16 protein-coding genes are annotated in these 17,053 nt (G+C 50.4%); 8 read left to right on the forward strand and 8 right to left on the reverse strand.

The features are described 5' to 3' along the window. Window positions 1-60 precede the first annotated feature (60 nt). From DHN43_RS23280 to DHN43_RS23295, 4 genes are read right to left on the reverse strand one after another with little or no spacing between them, the layout of a single operon-like run. Window positions 61-1,539 carry a mannitol dehydrogenase family protein gene (locus DHN43_RS23280; protein WP_108820230.1) on the reverse strand — a complete coding sequence of 493 codons (1,479 nt, stop codon included), beginning with the start codon at window positions 1,537-1,539 and terminating at the stop codon, window positions 61-63. A gap of 15 nt (window positions 1,540-1,554) precedes the next feature. Beyond that, on the reverse strand, window positions 1,555-3,954 hold the full coding sequence (locus DHN43_RS23285) for a glycoside hydrolase family 31 protein (RefSeq protein WP_108820231.1): 2,400 nt from the start codon (window positions 3,952-3,954) through the stop codon (window positions 1,555-1,557). A gap of 53 nt (window positions 3,955-4,007) precedes the next feature. Next, a complete protein-coding gene (locus tag DHN43_RS23290) occupies window positions 4,008-5,330 on the reverse strand; it encodes a TRAP transporter large permease (RefSeq protein WP_108820232.1) in 1,323 nt (440 codons plus the stop codon). Window positions 5,331-5,341: 11 nt separating this feature from the next. Then, a complete protein-coding gene (locus DHN43_RS23295) occupies window positions 5,342-5,866 on the reverse strand; it encodes a TRAP transporter small permease (RefSeq protein WP_063304239.1) in 525 nt (174 codons plus the stop codon). 655 nt (window positions 5,867-6,521) lie between these two features. Between DHN43_RS23295 and DHN43_RS23300 the strand changes: the two genes are divergently transcribed. The 6 genes from DHN43_RS23300 (at window position 6,522) to DHN43_RS23325 (ending at window position 12,625) form a co-directional block, all read left to right on the forward strand. Beyond that, window positions 6,522-8,321 carry a glycoside hydrolase family 2 protein gene (locus DHN43_RS23300; protein ID WP_108820233.1) on the forward strand — a complete coding sequence of 600 codons (1,800 nt, stop codon included), beginning with the start codon at window positions 6,522-6,524 and terminating at the stop codon, window positions 8,319-8,321. Window positions 8,322-8,334: 13 nt separating this feature from the next. Further along, window positions 8,335-9,099: an FCD domain-containing protein gene (locus DHN43_RS23305; RefSeq protein ID WP_057464761.1), complete on the forward strand. Its 765-nt coding sequence runs from the start codon at window positions 8,335-8,337 to the stop codon at window positions 9,097-9,099. Between the two features lie 59 nt (window positions 9,100-9,158). Then, window positions 9,159-10,343: a mannonate dehydratase gene (gene uxuA, locus DHN43_RS23310; protein WP_108820234.1), complete on the forward strand. Its 1,185-nt coding sequence runs from the start codon at window positions 9,159-9,161 to the stop codon at window positions 10,341-10,343. Window positions 10,344-10,519: 176 nt separating this feature from the next. Continuing rightward, window positions 10,520-11,272, forward strand: a complete 753-nt coding sequence (locus DHN43_RS23315) for an ATP-binding cassette domain-containing protein (RefSeq protein WP_208995598.1) — start codon at window positions 10,520-10,522, stop codon at window positions 11,270-11,272. Next, window positions 11,265-12,080, forward strand: a complete 816-nt coding sequence (locus DHN43_RS23320; protein WP_063286938.1) for a metal ABC transporter permease — start codon at window positions 11,265-11,267, stop codon at window positions 12,078-12,080. Before DHN43_RS23315 ends, DHN43_RS23320 begins: the two co-directional genes overlap by 8 nt. 119 nt (window positions 12,081-12,199) lie before the next feature. Further along, window positions 12,200-12,625: a Fur family transcriptional regulator gene (locus tag DHN43_RS23325; protein ID WP_063295352.1), complete on the forward strand. Its 426-nt coding sequence runs from the start codon at window positions 12,200-12,202 to the stop codon at window positions 12,623-12,625. Here DHN43_RS23325 and DHN43_RS23330 read toward each other — a convergent pair. Beyond that, entirely contained in the window at window positions 12,611-13,363 is a 753-nt protein-coding gene (locus DHN43_RS23330) for a hypothetical protein (RefSeq protein WP_063309748.1), read from the reverse strand. The genes DHN43_RS23325 and DHN43_RS23330 overlap by 15 nt on opposite strands. Window positions 13,364-13,616: 253 nt before the next feature. Next, on the reverse strand, window positions 13,617-14,372 hold the full coding sequence (locus tag DHN43_RS23335) for a response regulator transcription factor (protein WP_208860220.1): 756 nt from the start codon (window positions 14,370-14,372) through the stop codon (window positions 13,617-13,619). A 148-nt stretch (window positions 14,373-14,520) separates the two neighbouring features. On the opposite strand from DHN43_RS23335, the gene DHN43_RS23340 reads away from it, so the two are divergent. Then, window positions 14,521-15,168, forward strand: coding sequence for a TetR/AcrR family transcriptional regulator (locus DHN43_RS23340; RefSeq protein WP_057464755.1), 648 nt, complete (start codon window positions 14,521-14,523; stop codon window positions 15,166-15,168). 61 nt (window positions 15,169-15,229) lie between these two features. Here the strand turns inward: DHN43_RS23340 and DHN43_RS23345 are convergent, their stop codons facing one another. Next, entirely contained in the window at window positions 15,230-15,511 is a 282-nt protein-coding gene (locus tag DHN43_RS23345) for an SCP2 sterol-binding domain-containing protein (RefSeq protein ID WP_057464754.1), read from the reverse strand. Between the two features lie 188 nt (window positions 15,512-15,699). Continuing rightward, a complete protein-coding gene (locus DHN43_RS23350; RefSeq protein ID WP_108820236.1) occupies window positions 15,700-16,059 on the reverse strand; it encodes a cupin domain-containing protein in 360 nt (119 codons plus the stop codon). 112 nt (window positions 16,060-16,171) lie between these two features. On the opposite strand from DHN43_RS23350, the gene DHN43_RS23355 reads away from it, so the two are divergent. After that, window positions 16,172-16,849: a pseudouridine synthase gene (locus DHN43_RS23355; protein WP_208995591.1), complete on the forward strand. Its 678-nt coding sequence runs from the start codon at window positions 16,172-16,174 to the stop codon at window positions 16,847-16,849. Window positions 16,850-17,053 lie beyond the last annotated feature (204 nt).

A 17,053-nucleotide genomic window follows, 5' to 3' on the forward strand; every position in this document is an offset into this window, starting at 1 on the left:
ACCAATCCCTGAGTATGAGCGTTTGCTCAGCCTGTAGCCGAGCAAGGATTTCCGTAAAACCTAGTCAGCCAAATCAGCGACAGCCTGCGCGGCACCTTTTTCTGCCACTGCTTGGTAGGCCTTGTGAACCGCTTTCTTGAACTCATCGTTAGCAACAAGTTCAGATGGGAACACAGAATCCAAGGCAAGCAGTGCATCGACATAGGTTGTTGTGTCCCCGCCGTCTTTGGCGACAATTTCAGCAAGCTTCTCCTTCATCGGATCAACCACTTCGTAGCTTTCGCCATTGCGATCCGCGCGGATGTAGTTCATCCAGCCACCAATTCCGAGCACCAGATGACGATAGTCACCGCCATTGGCGAGATGGAACTTCACAGAGTTTAACCAGCGCTGCGGCATCTTCTGTGTTCCATCTGCAGCAATCTGCCAGGTACGGTGTTTCAGCTTGGAGTTGGAGTAGCGTTTGAGCAATGAGTCCGCATAAGCCTCCAAATCCACATCGCCTGGAACATCCAGTGTGGGCAACTGTTCATCCACCATCAGCTTGCGCGCTTCTGCGTAAAATACAGGATCGGCAGCGCAATCTGCAATGGTCTCCTTGCCTGCAAGGAAGCCAAGGTAGGCAAGGAAGGAATGAGAGCCGTTCAGAGTGCGAAGCTTCATCTCTTCAAACGGCTCAACATCCGCAACAAGTTGCGCACCAGCAAGCTCCCACTGTGGCCGTCCAGCTTTGAAGTTGTCTTCAATCACCCACTGACGGAACGGCTCGCATACGATGCCATTCAGATCAACTTGTCCGCCAAGGCTCTCGCGGATGAGGTCTCGGGACTCGTCAGTCAACGCAGGCACGATGCGGTCCACCATGGTGGATGGAAAAGAGACATTTTCCTCGATCCACGCAGCCAATTCTGCATTCTGCTTGGCCGCAAACTCACGAACAGCAACTCCGCAGAGCACGCCATTATGAGGTAAGTTATCGCAAGACATCACCGTGATAGGGCCGTTGCCAAGCGCCCGACGTTTCGCAAGGCCAGCAACGATCAAACCAATTGCGGTTTGGGGCGCTTCTGGTGCTTTAAGATCCTGCTGGATCATTGGATTATCCAGATCCAGCTTCCCGTTTGTAACGCAGTAGCCTTTCTCGGTAATGGTGAGAGAAATGACCTTCAGCTGCTCTTCTGCAAGCCCATCAATCAGAGCCGCTACACCATCGCGTGCTACGTGCTGTGTCTCGCATACAGCCCCGAGGAGCCGGGTATTTGTGCCTTCATCAGCAGTCTCAACCAACGTGTAGAGGTGATCATTTTCTGCAAGCTTATCAAACAGATCCGGCGTTCCGAACAACTCAATCACCCGCAAGCCCCAATCACCGCCACCAGCAGCAAGTGTTTCGTGCAGATGCATTGCAACGTGAGCACGGGCAAAGGCACCAAAACCAATATGAGCAACACGCGGCTTTAGTGATGTACGATCATAAGATGGGACAGACACATCACCTGGAAGCGCATTGAGATCGAGTTTCTGAAATTCAATAGTCATAGGAGGTGGACCTTATCAAAGCTCATTGAGTGAGAAAGTGTGAGTGTCATCCGAAACCTGTTGTCCGTTCACGACCACAGTTGGAACAAGACCATTCGGTGAGCGGCCTTTGATGAAAACGGAGAGTTCTCGTCCATCAATCTCAAGTGAACCGCTGCGGTACAAAGTTAAATTTTGCTCGTTGGAACTGCTGGAAAGAGCCATATGCAAGGTGATGTGTGCGCCATCTAGCCAATTATGGCTGATGCCATCATCTTCAAAAACAGCAAGCTCTCGCTTTCCGGTGCCTTGGAACGGGAAGATTGCCAGGGCTTGAAGATGACACTCAGTGGTGTTCTTAGCTGTTGGGTTAGCAAGCGGAATGACGGTACCTGCACGCACGAACAGGGGGAGGCGTTCCAAAGGTGCATCAACAACGATGGTTTGTCCGCCCTTGTGATACGCGCCTGTATCGAATTCGTACCAGCCATCGCCATTATCTGGCAGATAAACCTCACGTGTTGCAGCACCTTGCTCAACCACAGAAGCAACCAACAGGTCCTTACCGAGCAGATAGTCATCTGTCTCCGCAAAGGTGTGCGCGTCTCCTTCGTGATCAAGGAATGTTGGGCGCAAAAACGGCTCATCCATCACATGCATATCGTGCAGCATGGTGTAGAAATACGGCATGAGATGCTGACGCAGTTGGATCGCATTGCGGATAAGGGGCGTAACTTCTGGATACATCCAGGCTTCATTGACAGTTGCATCATCATTCCACGAATGGATCGTGAAACGCGGATGCATGACGCCATTTTGAACCCAGCGTACAAACAACTCAGGATCAGGACGAGCACCTGAAAAGCCGCCCACATCGTGGCCAACATTGTAGATACCTGACATCGACAGGCCGAGACCCATCTTGATGTTGTATTTCAGGTTGTTCCAGCCAGTTCGGTTATCACCAGTCCACGTCTGTACATAGCGTTGCAAGCCGGGGCAGCCACTGCGCGAGATAAGATAAGGGCGCTCTTCCGGTGCATACTCCACCTGTGCTTCATAAGAAGCACGCATCATCAGGAAAGAATGAAGCGGACGAATGAGCCCGACGTCAATCTCTTCACCAAACCCCTGACAGCGAGCAAAGAAATCCCAGATCTCATACTCGTTATTATCGTTCCAGGTGGAACCGATACCACGCTCAAGCAGCTGCTTGGTGACGTTGGCTTTCCACCAACTCACAGTATCCAGATTGGTGAAGTCGAGGTGAGAACCTTCATCATCCCAGAACAGAGACCGCTCTGGCTGATCAGCCTCACTGTCTTGAATGAACAGGCCTTTCGCTGCCACATCACCATACATAGGATGGTCCTGTAGTAGACATGGCTTGATGTTCGCGGCGAGATGAACGCCAGCATCCAGAAACTTTAAGGTCATGGTCTTTGGATCAGGACATTTCTCGTAGTTCCAGTTGAACACATAGCGCTTGGAGCCAATTGATGTGTAACCGGAGGAAAGCTGGAAACTGTCGCAAGGAATGGCGTGCTCTTTGATCAGATCAACAAAGCCTTCCAGCTGTTCCTGCGCATTCTCCGCATCGGTGTAATACATGGTCGAGCCGGAATACCCGAGGCTCCACTTCGGCGGAAAGATATGCTTGCCAGTCAGCCAAACCTGCGTCTTAGTCACCTCCAATAGGGAAGGGCCAAGCATAAAGTAATAGTCCAGATCTCCGTCTTCAGCACGGTATGATCTGTAGGGTTGATGATAATTGTCGATCTCATTGCCAAGATCAAACCAGCAGCTCACCAGATTATCGTAGAACACGCCATAAGAGACACCAGAACCGGTACGTGTCAGCGTAAACGGCAGATGTTTGTAAAGTGGGTCGGTGGTCTCTGCATCATACCCCATCGCATCAAGATTACGCATTTCGTAGCGGCGACCATTGCGCAGTAGATTGCCAGCCTTTTCACCGAGGCCATAAATCCGGTCATCTGCAGGTTGGCTGAAGAAATGCGAGTTCTTGTGGTCTTTAACGCCTAGCATATAAGCGCCTGTAGGCCGTTCGCTGGCGATAACCTGGTATGACCCGTCTTCGCATTTTGCCTCCCAGATTATCTGAAGCGGCGTTTTCACGCAGACGCGCAAAGCCCGTGTCTCCAGTGTAAGTGTGCCCTCAGCAAGCTCTTGCTTAAACTCTGGTAGCGAGAAGCCTTCGACAGAAAGACGAGACCGGCCTTCAAACGGTACCGGCGTTTCTGCCGGAGTGATGGACCATGTCCGTCCTTGCCGGAACTCACCATTCTTGCGCAAAAGAACCCGAACAAGCTTGTCTTCAAGAACGAACAGAGAAAGCAGATGCTTGTTATCTACAAGCAGGTCAACCCGGTTCTGTTCGGTCTCGATGTAGGACCACTTACCTAGCGTTTTCATTATGCTTCAACCAGTTTTGTTGGGTGTTGTTATGGTTGCAAAGTGTCTGTCTGTTATCCGCCGTAACCAAGAATGACGCGCGGCAGGAACAGGCTGATTTCTGGAATGAAAGTCACCAGCATCAGGATGAAAATCACCGCGGCATAGAATGGCAGCATTGGTTTGATCAGATCCTGAATAGCAACCTTGCCCACAGAGCAGCTGATGAACAGCGCACTGCCCACTGGCGGCGTAATGATGCCGATGCACAGGTTGTAGGTCATCATGATACCGAAGTGCACAGGATCCATGCCAAGCTCAGTCGCGACTGGCAGGAATATCGGTGTGAAGATCAGCAGCGCAGGGGTCATGTCCATAAAAGTACCAATCACCAGCAAGCAGATGTTGATCACTAGCATGATGATGAACGGGTTCTCGGAAACATTCGCCAGTGCTTCACCAATTGCGTATGGAATGTCAGAGAATGTCATGGCCCAGGACATGCCGATAGAGCAACCAATCAGCAGCAGCACGATGGAACTGGTGATCGCACTCTCAAGAATGATGGTGGGTAGATCAGTGACCTTCACTTCGCGGTAAATGCCAACCGCCAGCAGCAAGGTGTAAACAACCGCCACCGCAGAAGCTTCAGTTGCTGTGAAGACGCCACCAATGATACCGCCCATGATGATGAAGATGAGCAACAACGGCAGGAAAGCATCAGCGATCTTGAAGAGGATCTCTTTGAAACTTGGCAGCGGGATCAGCGGATAGCCACGTTTCGCAGCAACGATACCAGCCACAACCATCACACCAAGACCCATCAGGATACCCGGCAAGTATCCGGCAACGAACAACGTTGCCACGGATGTACCACCAGAAATTAGAGAGTAAACGATCAGCGTTGAGGAAGGTGGGATCAGCATGCCAGTTGGGCAGGAGGCTGCATTCACCGCAGCAGAAAAGGCAGGGTCATAGCCTTCTTTGCGCTGTAGCGGAGACATGATGCCACCGATTGCAGCAGCAGAGGCTACAGCAGAGCCCGAAATGGAGCCAAACAGCATATTTGCCAGCACGTTGACGTGTGCCAAAGCCCCCGGCAAACGTCCGCCAACAATCTTGGCCAGCTCAATCAAGCGACGTGCGATACCACCAGAGTTCATGATGTTGCCAGCGAGAATGAAGAAGGGGATCGCCAACAGCGTAAAGCTGTCCAGACCACTCGCCATCTTCTGTGAAACAACAAAAAGGGCCTGATCAAAAGAGATCAGAAAGGTGATTGTTGCTGTTGCCGCCAACCCGATTGCAAAGGAGATCGGCACGCCGAGTGTAACGAGAATGCCAAACACACCAAACAGAATAAGACCGCTTTGAAGCTCACTACTTAAAAATTCCATCAGACTTACTCTTATTTTGCAGCAGGATCAGCGGCGTCAGGCATCTGGTCGTTTGGACCTGTACCCGTGCCATTGACGAGACCAATGAAGAACTCAATGCAGTAGAACAGCATGATGCCGCCAGAGAACGGAATAGCTGCGTAGATGTAGCCCATTGGAACGCGAAGAGCGGGCGAGACCTGCCCGTTGGCGAGTGTCTTCAGGACCAGTTGTCCGCCGCCGTAAAGCATGACAACACCTGAGAAGAACGCGATCGCCAGAATGATGAAGTAATCTGAAAACAATTTTCGATTGCCGACCAGTGAGCCGGTTAAAAGATCAATTGCCAGGTGTCTTCGCATTCCAAGCGTATAGGCCGCACCAATCAGGCCGATCCACATAAACATGAAACGAGCAAGTTCATCGGTCACGGTGCTTGGCGTGCCAAGAACGTATCTCGAAAAAACCTGCCAAACCACACACACCACGAGCACGACAAAAACCGACACCGTGACGGCCTTGAGGATCGTGTTAACTATTTTGGTCAGCGCTTGCATTTTATTTCCCTAATCCAGGTGAAGGCGCGGGCTCAGTATGCAGAAAGAATCTACAGTGGGCGACCAATTTCTCCTGAGGGGTTGTTCAGGAGATCTTGAATTCGTGAGAGGGTTTCAGTTGGAGATCTGCAAATCTACGGATATCCAATGAATCCAATTAAATTACCTCTCCTCCAATTAATTGCTGATTTTTGATTATTGGTCAACCAATATGATAAAATGGTTTGACAATGTCGCAGTTTTGTACAAATGTGACATGTGTGGAGAGAGGTTTGGTTGATCTCCTTTCTCCACAATTCAACGGTATCAGCGGAATTGCTCTGAGCTCTTGTTTTTAAAGGAAGATGTAGAGACGGGAGCAACGCCAACCAATGGTAGCGTGCTGAAAGATGTATTCTGAGGCAAAGGGAAGGGGAAGAAACTCTCAATCAGCTATTTAAACTATTTATAACAGCAGCTTGAGAGTTTGGATTGTTGGTTTGATACATACATTTCGGAATGATGACGCTCTTCGAGTGTATAGAGGTTCCGGTGTGATGATTTTCAGATCAATGGCACATTCGCCTGATTTTCTCAAATACGCACAAATAGGTCGACCAACTTGGACGGATGTCCCAACAACGACGAAACCAATATTGGTCAACGAGGATCAGTGATGCTTGAGCGGATGGAAGGTGCCGATAACGGCCTGGCTTGCTTGCATGATGAGGACTATGACGTTCCTTTCAATAAGCAGAATCTGAACAGCAGCATGCTGATTTTCACGGGCGGCCGTAAAGCTGAGTCGCTAAACGGAGAGTGGAACTTCTGCGTCGACCTGCTGGACACCGGGCTGCGCCAAAAATGGTTCTCTTTCACGCCAGAAGCACCAGAAGATAAGACTGAGCCTTACGATTACGACCCTTATGCAGGCGAAACCGTTCCAGTTCCTTCGTGCTGGTCTATGCTCAAGGACAAATGGTATTTTTTTGAAGGCAGTGCGTGGTACACCCGCTCACTGGATCTGGAAGAGGTGCGGAAAGACGAACGCCTTTTCCTCAGAGTAGGGGCGGCTCAATACGACTGTAAGGTGTTCCTGAATGGGGAGTTTCTCGGCAACCACTACGGCGGGTCCACGCCATTCAATGTAGAGCTAACCGATCACGCAAAACCGGGCCGTAATTGGTTGATGCTGTGCGTGAACAACACCCGCACCCTCGACCGTGTCCCGATGCGAAATACCGATTGGTTCAACTACGGTGGCATCTATCGGGATGTAGAGCTCTATAGAACCCCGAAAACATTCATCTCAGATTTCTTCGCCTACCTGGTCCCTGACAGCTCCTACGATAAAATCGCGGTTGAGCTGCAGGTCAACGGTCCAGACAGAGCGCCCGTTACAGTCGAGTTCAAAGAGTTGGGCATCAAGTCTGAGGTTCCCATTGACGAAGACGGCTTCGGAAAACTGGTTATCCCATCAAAACCAGAGCTGTGGTCACCAGAACACCCGCGCCTCTATCAGGCAACAGCCTCTGTTGGTGAAGATCGTGTCGAAGACATGATCGGGTTCCGTCAGATAGATCAAGTCGGAACGGACGTTCTGCTCAATGGCAAGCCAATCTTTTTCCGTGGCATCTCCGTGCACGAGGATGACGAGTTTACCGGCAAAGTCTTGCGTGATGAGGATCTGGAGCAACGGTTCCGACATGCCAAGGAGCTGAACTGCAATTTCATGCGGTTCGCCCATTATCCGCACGATGAACGCGCCGCAAAAATGGCAGATCGTGAAGGAATTCTTCTTTGGGAAGAGATACCCGTTTACTGGGCAATCGACTTCAAGAACACGGATACTCTCAATGATGCCCGCAACCAGCTTCAGGAGCTGATCAAGCGTGATCGCAACAGAGCATCTGTCGTCATCTGGTCTGTTGGAAACGAGAACCCCGACACTGACGAGCGCCTTTCGTTCATGAAGCACCTGGTCGATACCGCAAAAGAGATGGACCCAACACGCCTGACCTCTGCTGCTTGCCTTGTGAACCACACCAAGAACCGTATCGAGGATCGCCTGATCCAGCATATCAATGTGATCGGCATCAACGAGTACTATGGTTGGTATGAGGAGAATTTCGACGACCTGATCGACTTCCTGGACAACTCAGAGCCGGGCAAACCTGTCGTCATCTCCGAAACTGGTGCGGATGGTTACATCGGTGAGGGCAAGTTGGAGAAGGGCTTCTTCAGTGAGAGTTACATGGCTGAGGTTTACCGCAAGCAGATTGCCACCTTACGCCAGCGAGAATTCGTAAAGGGCATCTCACCATGGATCCTCTATGATTTCCGTGTCGAACGTCGACAGAATATGTTCCAGCAAGGCTGGAACCGCAAAGGCTTGATCGCCTCAGACAAGAAAACAAAGAAAACAGCCTTCAAACTTCTTGCAGATTTTTATGCAGAGCTGAAAGCGAAAAACTGATCTGGATTGCACCATGACATTAGACTCGAACAGAAGACGTTATCAGGATGTAGCAGAAGAGCTGGTTCGCGATTTGGCGAACGGTGCATTCGCCATTGGTGACAAGCTCCCTACAGAGCGCAAGATTTCTGAGGATCTGGGCGTCAGTCGGTCACTGGTCAGAGACGCGATGATCATGTTGGAAGTGCAGGGGCTGGTTGATGTCCGTAAAGGTTCAGGTACTTATGTTCTTCGTCTTCCGGGTGATGTGACACCAGACAGTTCCTTAGAGCAGGACATTGGCCCATTTGAGCTGCTGCAGGCACGTCAGTTGCTGGAAAGCAATATTGCAGCTTTTGCCGCGACAATGGCGACCAAAGCTGATGTGATGCAAATGCGCGAGACGCTGGCAAAGGAACGGGTTGAAATTGAATCGGGTTCCGGAAGTCACAAAGCTGACGAGGAGTTCCACCGTCTGGTCGCTCAGGCAAGCCAGAACTCTGTCCTGACTGAATCAGTTGAGCATCTTTGGACCCTGCGCAAACGTTCCCGCATGTGGGAGCAGCTGCATCAGCGCATCTTTGACCAAGGCTATCAGATTAAGTGGCTGGATGATCACCAGGCAATCCTGTCGGCGCTGCAATGCCGGGATCCGCAAATGGCCCGACAAGCCATGTGGCAGCATCTGGAGAATGTGCGCATGACACTGCTGGAGCTCTCTGATGTCGATGATCCTGCATTTGATGCATATCTTTTTGATACCGATCCGCTGGCAGCGGTGAACGATCTCAAAAAATAACCGAAGTGAAATGTTAAACCGGGCTTTGGCCCCAAAATTTGAAAAGCAAAGAGCTAAACATGGAACAGACTTGGCGCTGGTATGGCCCACATGATCCGGTCACTCTCAAAGATGTTCGGCAGGCAGGGGCAACGGGCATTGTCACCGCTCTTCATCACATCCCGAATGGCGTGGTGTGGCCAGTTGAAGAAATTCAAAAGCGCAAAGACGAGATCGAAGCTGCCGGTCTTGTCTGGTCTGTTGTCGAAAGTGTTCCGGTCCATGAGCATGTAAAAACGCGCACTGGGGATTTCGAAAAGTATATCGAGACCTATAAGCAATCTATCCGCAATCTGGTGGCCTGCGGCATCACCAAGATCTGCTACAACTTCATGCCTGTACTGGACTGGACACGTACAGATTTGACCTACGAACTGGAAACAGGCGCGACCTGTCTTCGCTTTGATGCAGATGTCTTCACAGCCTTCGATATCTTCATTCTCGAGCGCCCGAACGCTAAAGAAGAATACTCTGCAGAAGAAGTTGCGCGCGCAACCGCAGTCTTCGAGGCGATGTCTCAGGAAGATAAAGACGGATTGGTTAGAACGATCCTGGCCGGCCTTCCAGGTTCGGAAGAATCCTACACGGTTGCAGATATTCGCGCCCACCTGGAGCGTTACAACGGCATTGATGCGGATAAGCTAAGAGAGCATCTAGCGCTGTTCCTCAAAGAGGTCATTCCAGTGTGTGCAGAAACTGGAGCGGTGATGGCAATCCATCCGGATGATCCTCCGCGCCCGCTGCTGGGCTTACCGCGGGTATGCTCAACTGAATCCGATTATGAATATATTTCGAAGGCAGTCGATGTACCTGAAAACGGCTTTACATTCTGCACTGGCTCTCTGGGTGTTCGGGCTGATAATGATCTTGTAGGCATTGTGCAGCGCTACGCCAAACGCATCCATTTCGTCCACCTGCGGGCCACCAAACGCGAAGACAATCCGCTGTCCTTCCACGAGGCGGATCATCTGACCGGCGACGTTGATATGGTTGGTGTGATCTCAGCCTTGGTGGATGAAGAAGAGCGTAGGAAAGCATCTGGCTCTGATGATCTGATCCCGTTCCGTCCAGACCACGGTCATGCCATGCTCTCAGATCTGCAAATGAAATCTGCACCGGGTTATCCAGCAGTGGGCCGTTTGCGGGGCCTTGCAGAGTTACGAGGTGTTGAAACAGCAATACGAGCGATGCGCGAATCTGCATAAGCCAAATTCAGAAAAACAAACATCAACAAGCCGGGGCATTGCTCCGGCTTTTTTGTACTCACTGTGAAATCAACGAATATTTTATTTGTGTAATATTATTACATAACATATAAAAGTCATCCCCTTCGTGGAGCTGCCCACGGTGAGTTGAGGTGCCTATTGTGCAATTGATTGAGATGGATGGAGTTGGGATCAAGCGGCAAGGCCGTTGGTTGATCCAGAATGTGACTCTGAGTGTAAAAGCTGGTGAGATTGTAACCCTCATCGGCCCGAATGGCGCTGGCAAAAGCACGACCGCGAAAACCGCATTAGGCGTGTTGAAAGCAGATGCCGGAAAGATCAAGCGCAAGCCCAATCTCAAAGTCGGCTATGTCCCTCAAAAGCTCGCTGTGGACTGGACAATGCCTTTGACTGTCGGCCGATTGATGAGCCTGACCGCCAAACCGTCTAGGGATGAGATTGATAAGGTGCTGGAGAAAACGGGCATCTCGCATCTCATCAATGCCAATGTGCAGCAGCTTTCGGGTGGTGAATATCAAAGAGCACTGTTGGCAAGAGCGATCCTGCGCACGCCAGACCTTCTCGTTCTGGATGAGCCAGTACAGGGTGTCGACTATTCCGGTGAGATAGCTCTTTACAATCTGATCCTCCAAATTCGTGAGGAGCTGAACTGCGGTATCCTGCTCATTTCGCACGACTTGCACGTGGTGATGGCGCAGACAGATACAGTGGTTTGCCTTAACGGTCATGTGTGCTGCAGCGGTGCACCAGAACATGTGGCAGCTTCTGATGCCTACAAGCAGCTCTTCGGGGATGCTGCCTCACAGTCCCTGGCGATCTACCACCATCATCACGACCACAGCCACAAGGCCGACGGAACAATCGTTCCATCCAAAGGGGATTCTGGAGACTGCTGCGATCATGGATGATTTTATTCTAAGAGCCATGTTGGCCGGGATTGGACTTGCGCTTGTCAGCGGACCACTCGGCTGCTTCGTCGTCTGGCGTCGGATGGCTTATTTCGGCGATACCATGTCCCACTCAGCGCTTCTTGGCGTTGCGCTTGCCTTCCTGTTGAACATCAATCTCATGGTAGGCGTACTGGGGGTGACAGTGACGGTTTCCCTGTGTTTGCTCATCTTGCAAAAACGTGGGGCGCTCTCAACGGATGCTTTGCTCGGGTTACTGTCGCATTCGGCCCTTGCGCTCGGCATGGTGCTGATTGCGTTCATGAGCTCAGTGCGTTTTGATCTGCTCTCTTTGCTGTTTGGGGATATCCTCGCTGTTGGCAATGAGGACGTCATTGCAATTTACGCCTGCGCCGCAGTTATTCTCGGTTTGATGTACTTTCTCTGGCGCCCATTGCTGGCGTCCACGGTCAATCGGGAACTGGCGGAAGCTGAAGGTTTCAATCCAGACCTGACACAGCTCGTTTTCATGGTCATGATGGCAGCAATCATCGCCATTGCCATGAAGATTGTCGGCGTTTTGCTGATCACTGCGCTTCTGATTATCCCAGCAGCGACAGCGCGCTGGTTTGCCAGAACACCGGAGCAAATGGCCGTTGCCTCATCTATCATCGGTGTGGCGAGTGTTATCCTCGGTCTGGAAGGCTCACTGCAGTTTGACAGTGCGTCCGGTCCATCCATCGTTGTGGCCAGCCTGTGCTTATTTTTGCTTTCATTGTTTGCATCCCGGCTCATAAACAGAGTATTGGGAAAGGAGCGAGGGCAGTAGAGCGTATTCCCGAAAAGTAGTTCCGGTTTTTGGATAAGAAGACGCTTGAGAATAAAGTGTTCGGGCTTGATGCGTGAATGCATAGGAATGCAACAAGCTTTGGAGTGAAAGAAGTGGCAATGGCAACTGCAGAAGTGAAGCTCACTAAAAATCAGCGTCTGGTTCTGGATTTGCTGTGCGCTTCAGATGCACCTATGAGCGCGTACTCCATTCTGGATCAACTTCGCTCTGAGGGACTTCGCGCACCATTGCAGGTCTACCGTGCTCTGGACAAGCTCATCGGGCTGGGCCTGATCCATCGCCTCGAAAGCATGAACGCTTTTGTCGCGTGTGCACACCCCTCATGTCATTCTGTAGAGATGGTTGGCTTTGCGATTTGTGAAGCTTGTGGCAAAGCGCTGGAATTTGCTGACAATGATGTCGCGGAAATTCTGAGCGGTTGGGCAAGCGCGAATGGCTTTGATGCGAAATCAACCTCTATTGAGATCAAAGGCACCTGTGCATCCTGCCAAGAAAAGTTGGAAAACTCTTCAGGAACTGAGTGAAAATCTGCGCCGTAGATCAAAGAGGCTGGGTACATCACTCTCTGTGTGGTGCAGTTCTGAAGGTTCGATCAGTTCTCGCGAAATCCAGTTTGTCGTGTAAAGCAAAGGCTTCTTCTGTTGGCGCGACGTTGGTTGGCCGCCAAACCCGCTGCCATCGACAAGAATAAGATCACTTGGAAGTTTTCGCCGAAGTTCAGAGAGGCTGGAAAACAGCAGGGAACGGTTCTTACTACATACCTGTAACCCAGTAGCTCTTTCTGCAAGTCTTGCAAGGATATCCGGGAATGAGCGTGTACGTTCACTCACCACATACCTCAGAAAGATGCCGGGTGAGTAATCCCCAAACAGACTTTCAATGTCGTCCTCCGGATGCACTTCGCTCCAATTGCGAAACGGAACATACAGAGCATTTTCGTTGTTGTAGAAGGCTTCATGGCTAACTGTGTTGAAGTGGCCTTGATGTTTGGACGAAAACACAAGGTTCAACTGGTTCTGCTCAGGCGCGGCAGCTTCGTCTATAATGCGGAGCCCACCATTATAGAGCGGATCTCCATAGGCAAGCACAAGCGCACCAGAAATGCGTTGAAACGTTTGGTCAAACTCTCTGTCCGGTGAGGGACCGATGCTTAAGAGCAAATCAGAAGCAACAAGGGTGCGCGTGGGGATCGGACATATACCGCCATGATCGCTCCAAATGACCTCAAGGTCGCTCAAACTGGCAAAATCGCTTGGCTGCACAGTTTTCTAGTCCTCTGAAAGATTGAAGCCGGGCCTTGGGAGCCTACAAAATCAATAATGAGGAAAAGTTGACGATACGGCAAGTGCTTGTAAGGCGCAAATAGTCAAACTGGAAAAACAAATTGCTTGCTGTGGCAAGAGCGCTACAGCAACGCCACCTGTTGGACTGGTCGTTGCTGTAACACCCGTAAAAGGAAGGAGAATAAACTGCGGCGAGGGAGCTGTAAACTCGCCACAGGTGTGTCAGTTCCGTTTAAGGAGCTGCAACATACGTTGGCTGCAATGTGGAGGACGGTGTCACACCAGCACCCGCGCCTGAGATTTTGTAGCCATTGGCTCCGCGGCGTGCATTGGTCTTGGCACGTGCCGCTTTGCGGTTGCCGCCACGATAATCCACGTTGATGCCCAGCTCATTGATCATTGCGACCAGCTGAGAGCGGGAATAGAAGCCCAGGGTGCTCAGCAGTGCAGAAACATGATGCTTCACGGTCGCTTCGGAAATTCCGAGCTCATGAGCGATCTGTTTGTTCAACTTACCTTCTTTCAAGTAAGTCAAAATGGTTGCCTGACGGCGTGTCAGATTGGCCAGACCTTCATAAAAGTCGATACCAAATGCGTTCTGTGCATCTTCGGACTCAGTGGTCACCTCAACAGTGCCGCCGGTCAAAATCGCTTTGAAGACAGAAAAATCAGCAGTCTTTGGAACAGCTGCACTTGCACCGCGGGCAATGAAGTAATCTGCAAGGCCCGGATTGTCTTGCTCAAGCAGCATGACAAGGCTGGAAATCTCATAGGTCTCCAGCAGTGCGGATGCCGTGCCGAGTCCTGGTGCCCCCTTCATACGAGGGTTCACAAGTACCACTGCGGAAGGGTGAAGTTCTACCCAAGTCTGCAACTCGGAAAAGCTTTTTGTCACAAGTACATTCACGCCATGACACTCATTGGAGTAGATACTCGCAAGTGCTCTGGAAAATGCCGGATGTGGATCACCAATAATAACAGTGTGCATGGAAACCTTCTCCCTTAGGGTTCCAACAGTGGACTGACGCTCCCGATACATAATTTCTCCTCCCTAAACTATGCACTACGTGTTTCGTCTTATCTCTTGAAAAAAATACATGCATATGGTTTTTTTACAAGCGTTGATGTGAGGCTCCATGAAAAATAATTTTCAAGATACCGGCGAAACGCGAAAATCTACTCAGGCAGAGAAGAGTGACCGCATGCGTAAGGAGATCCTCCTTGCGGCTATCAGCTGTTTGCACGAGTTTGGCTATCACCGTGCATCTATTAAGAAAATTACCGAAAAGACCAGATTTTCGCAGGGTGCGCTGCAGCATCATTTCCCGACTAAAGAAGATCTGATGGTCTTTGTTCTGGAAAGGTTGCTCGCGAAATCCGTTAGGTTGACTTTGGAGTGGTTGAACGAAATCGGTGAGGATAAAAGCAGAATTTCTGAGCTGACTATCAAATGGTGGACGAATCAGGCGAACTCTCCTGAGTACCTCACCATGGTGGAAATTCTTGTTGCAGCGCGAACGGAAGACTCGCTGCGTCGCCGCATCAAACCCACCTTCGACAATTTCGCGAAAGTGACTGACGATCGAATTTTGGCAATTTTTGATAGCAATAAAATAAGTCAGACAATCGCACGTACGCTCATCACAGCCTCGCGTCAGATGATGACAGGCCTGATCAGCTCAGATGGTTTGTTTATGAAGGAAGAAGATAAGCAGGCCTACATCGAGCACTGGGCGATGTTTTTGCAGCAACTTATCGAGCATAGAATGCAGGAATCTGCGTAGACTTTAGTCTATGTGGCATCCGGGCACGTGGCCCGAATGCACGATCTTTTAGCAGCCGAGATTACATCAGCTGGCTAAGTTTCATTGCAACGCTCATGTCACCATCAATAGTGAACTTGCCCTGCATGAATGCCGCTGTTGGATCCAGATCGCCAGCAATCAGAGACTGCAGGTCTTCAAAGGTAACGCCGATTGTGCAATCAACGTCTTTGTTGTCGGTGGAGATGGAATTGCCATCAATCACCAGAACACCTTCGTCACCACAGTCAAACTTGATTGAGCTGTCAAAGTCGCTGGATTCTACGCGGCCTTTCAGGTCATTCAAAAGTGCGTCCATGCTCATATTTGTTCCCTCCATCTGTTAAATTACAGTGTTTGAAAAATCCGGGCAGATGCCTAAGGTGTTCTAAGTAGCGCACTACGTATTACGCATCAGGCATCGTGTTAACGTAAGCGTAATTCAGCATGCGTTGAATGTAAAGACACCAGATTCCGCTTATTCGGGATTAGCCCTGCTGCCTTAGTTGGGCGTTATGCCAACTGATCTGCCAAAGACTTCGTCTTCTCAGTCACAACATCGCCCGTGTGCTTTGTTGCTACCGGCTCAATGAGCACGATCCAGCATTCCTCTTGAGCAACCGGGTTATGCATTTTACCTTTGGGGACAACATGAAAGTCACCCTCATTTAGGGTAACAGCTTCCCCTTCGTACTCAATAATGACACTGCCTTTTACAACATAGAAGAGCTCATCTTCCTCATCATGCTTGTGCCAGGCGAGATCTCCTTTGACCTTGGCGACCTTAACATACTGGTCGTTCACTTGAGCGACGATCCTAGGGGACCAGTAGTCAGTGATCTTTTCAAATTCAGAATTAAAATTGCCAATCATAGGAACCTCATAAAAACAGGATACTGACGGTTATATGGGGCTGTTGCAGTCTCGTACAACACAGACAGGCTCATCCGTTGACGTTTGCTTACAAGCCGTTATAAGCCCCTCCATGAACACTCCGAGCCCATCCTTTATCTACGCACCGCCCATAGAGCCCTTCCTTGATGTTGTCCATCAGGATGAGCAGCTTCTGGTCCTTAATAAGCCGAGTGGTTTGTTGAGTGTCCCCGGTCGCGCAGAAGAGCATAGGGACTGTTTGGAAAGCCGCGCACAATCCGTCTATCCAACAGCAACAACCATCCACCGATTGGATATGGATACCTCTGGCCTGCTTGTGATGGCCATGAACAAAGACGCGCACCGTCATGTCGGGCTTCAATTCGAAAAGCGCATGACGCGAAAAACTTACATTGCCCGCGTATGGGGTCATGTCTCTGAGGATCAGGGAGAGGTTGATCTTCCTCTACGATGTGACTGGCCCAATCGCCCAAAACAGATGGTTGACCATGAGCAGGGCCGTTCAGCACTCACGCGTTGGGAAGTGGTCCACCGCGAGGAAGCGACAACCCTTGTAAAGCTGATGCCAGTCACAGGCCGCTCTCACCAACTTCGCGTACATATGCTCGCGCTTGGTCATGTCATTGTGGGAGACCGCTTCTACGCTGACGGAGAGGCGCTGGTGTTCTCAGAGCGATTGCACCTCCACGCGCAAACGCTTGAGCTGCGTCATCCCATAGGTGGTGAATACAATACCTTTACAGCTTCCTGTCCGTTTTGGGATCTGTAAGTCGCCAATACCTGCCAGACTCATTGAATTTGTAAAAATGAGTCACATTAAATACGGGTAATATCGTATTTTGTGCAGCCAGAGCGCACTATTCACAAGCACTAGGTGAAACTACCAGCAAATTATTGCAGGAAAAGAACTTTCACACAGTATAAGACAGCGCACTTGTCCTATAAGCAAATCGCTGGCTATCTCCCAGTAAAA

The sequence above is a fragment of the Pseudovibrio sp. Alg231-02 genome (assembly GCF_900143565.1).
Classification (GTDB): Bacteria; Pseudomonadota; Alphaproteobacteria; order Rhizobiales; family Stappiaceae; genus Pseudovibrio.

What these genes read in the sequence shown, in the direction of transcription:
- DHN43_RS23280 (WP_108820230.1), bottom strand. Translation starts at nt 1,539, where the DNA reads ATGACTATTGAATTTCAGAAACTCGATCTCAATGCGCTTCCAGGTGAT.
- DHN43_RS23285 (WP_108820231.1), bottom strand. Translation starts at nt 3,954, where the DNA reads ATGAAAACGCTAGGTAAGTGGTCCTACATCGAGACCGAACAGAACCGG.
- DHN43_RS23290 (WP_108820232.1), bottom strand. Translation starts at nt 5,330, where the DNA reads ATGGAATTTTTAAGTAGTGAGCTTCAAAGCGGTCTTATTCTGTTTGGT.
- DHN43_RS23295 (WP_063304239.1), bottom strand. Translation starts at nt 5,866, where the DNA reads ATGCAAGCGCTGACCAAAATAGTTAACACGATCCTCAAGGCCGTCACG.
- DHN43_RS23300 (WP_108820233.1), top strand. Translation starts at nt 6,522, where the DNA reads ATGCTTGAGCGGATGGAAGGTGCCGATAACGGCCTGGCTTGCTTGCAT.
- DHN43_RS23305 (WP_057464761.1), top strand. Translation starts at nt 8,335, where the DNA reads ATGACATTAGACTCGAACAGAAGACGTTATCAGGATGTAGCAGAAGAG.
- uxuA (WP_108820234.1), top strand. Translation starts at nt 9,159, where the DNA reads ATGGAACAGACTTGGCGCTGGTATGGCCCACATGATCCGGTCACTCTC.
- DHN43_RS23315 (WP_208995598.1), top strand. Translation starts at nt 10,520, where the DNA reads ATGGATGGAGTTGGGATCAAGCGGCAAGGCCGTTGGTTGATCCAGAAT.
- DHN43_RS23320 (WP_063286938.1), top strand. Translation starts at nt 11,265, where the DNA reads ATGGATGATTTTATTCTAAGAGCCATGTTGGCCGGGATTGGACTTGCG.
- DHN43_RS23325 (WP_063295352.1), top strand. Translation starts at nt 12,200, where the DNA reads ATGGCAACTGCAGAAGTGAAGCTCACTAAAAATCAGCGTCTGGTTCTG.
- DHN43_RS23335 (WP_208860220.1), bottom strand. Translation starts at nt 14,372, where the DNA reads ATGCACACTGTTATTATTGGTGATCCACATCCGGCATTTTCCAGAGCA.
- DHN43_RS23340 (WP_057464755.1), top strand. Translation starts at nt 14,521, where the DNA reads ATGAAAAATAATTTTCAAGATACCGGCGAAACGCGAAAATCTACTCAG.
- DHN43_RS23345 (WP_057464754.1), bottom strand. Translation starts at nt 15,511, where the DNA reads ATGAGCATGGACGCACTTTTGAATGACCTGAAAGGCCGCGTAGAATCC.
- DHN43_RS23350 (WP_108820236.1), bottom strand. Translation starts at nt 16,059, where the DNA reads ATGATTGGCAATTTTAATTCTGAATTTGAAAAGATCACTGACTACTGG.
- DHN43_RS23355 (WP_208995591.1), top strand. Translation starts at nt 16,172, where the DNA reads ATGAACACTCCGAGCCCATCCTTTATCTACGCACCGCCCATAGAGCCC.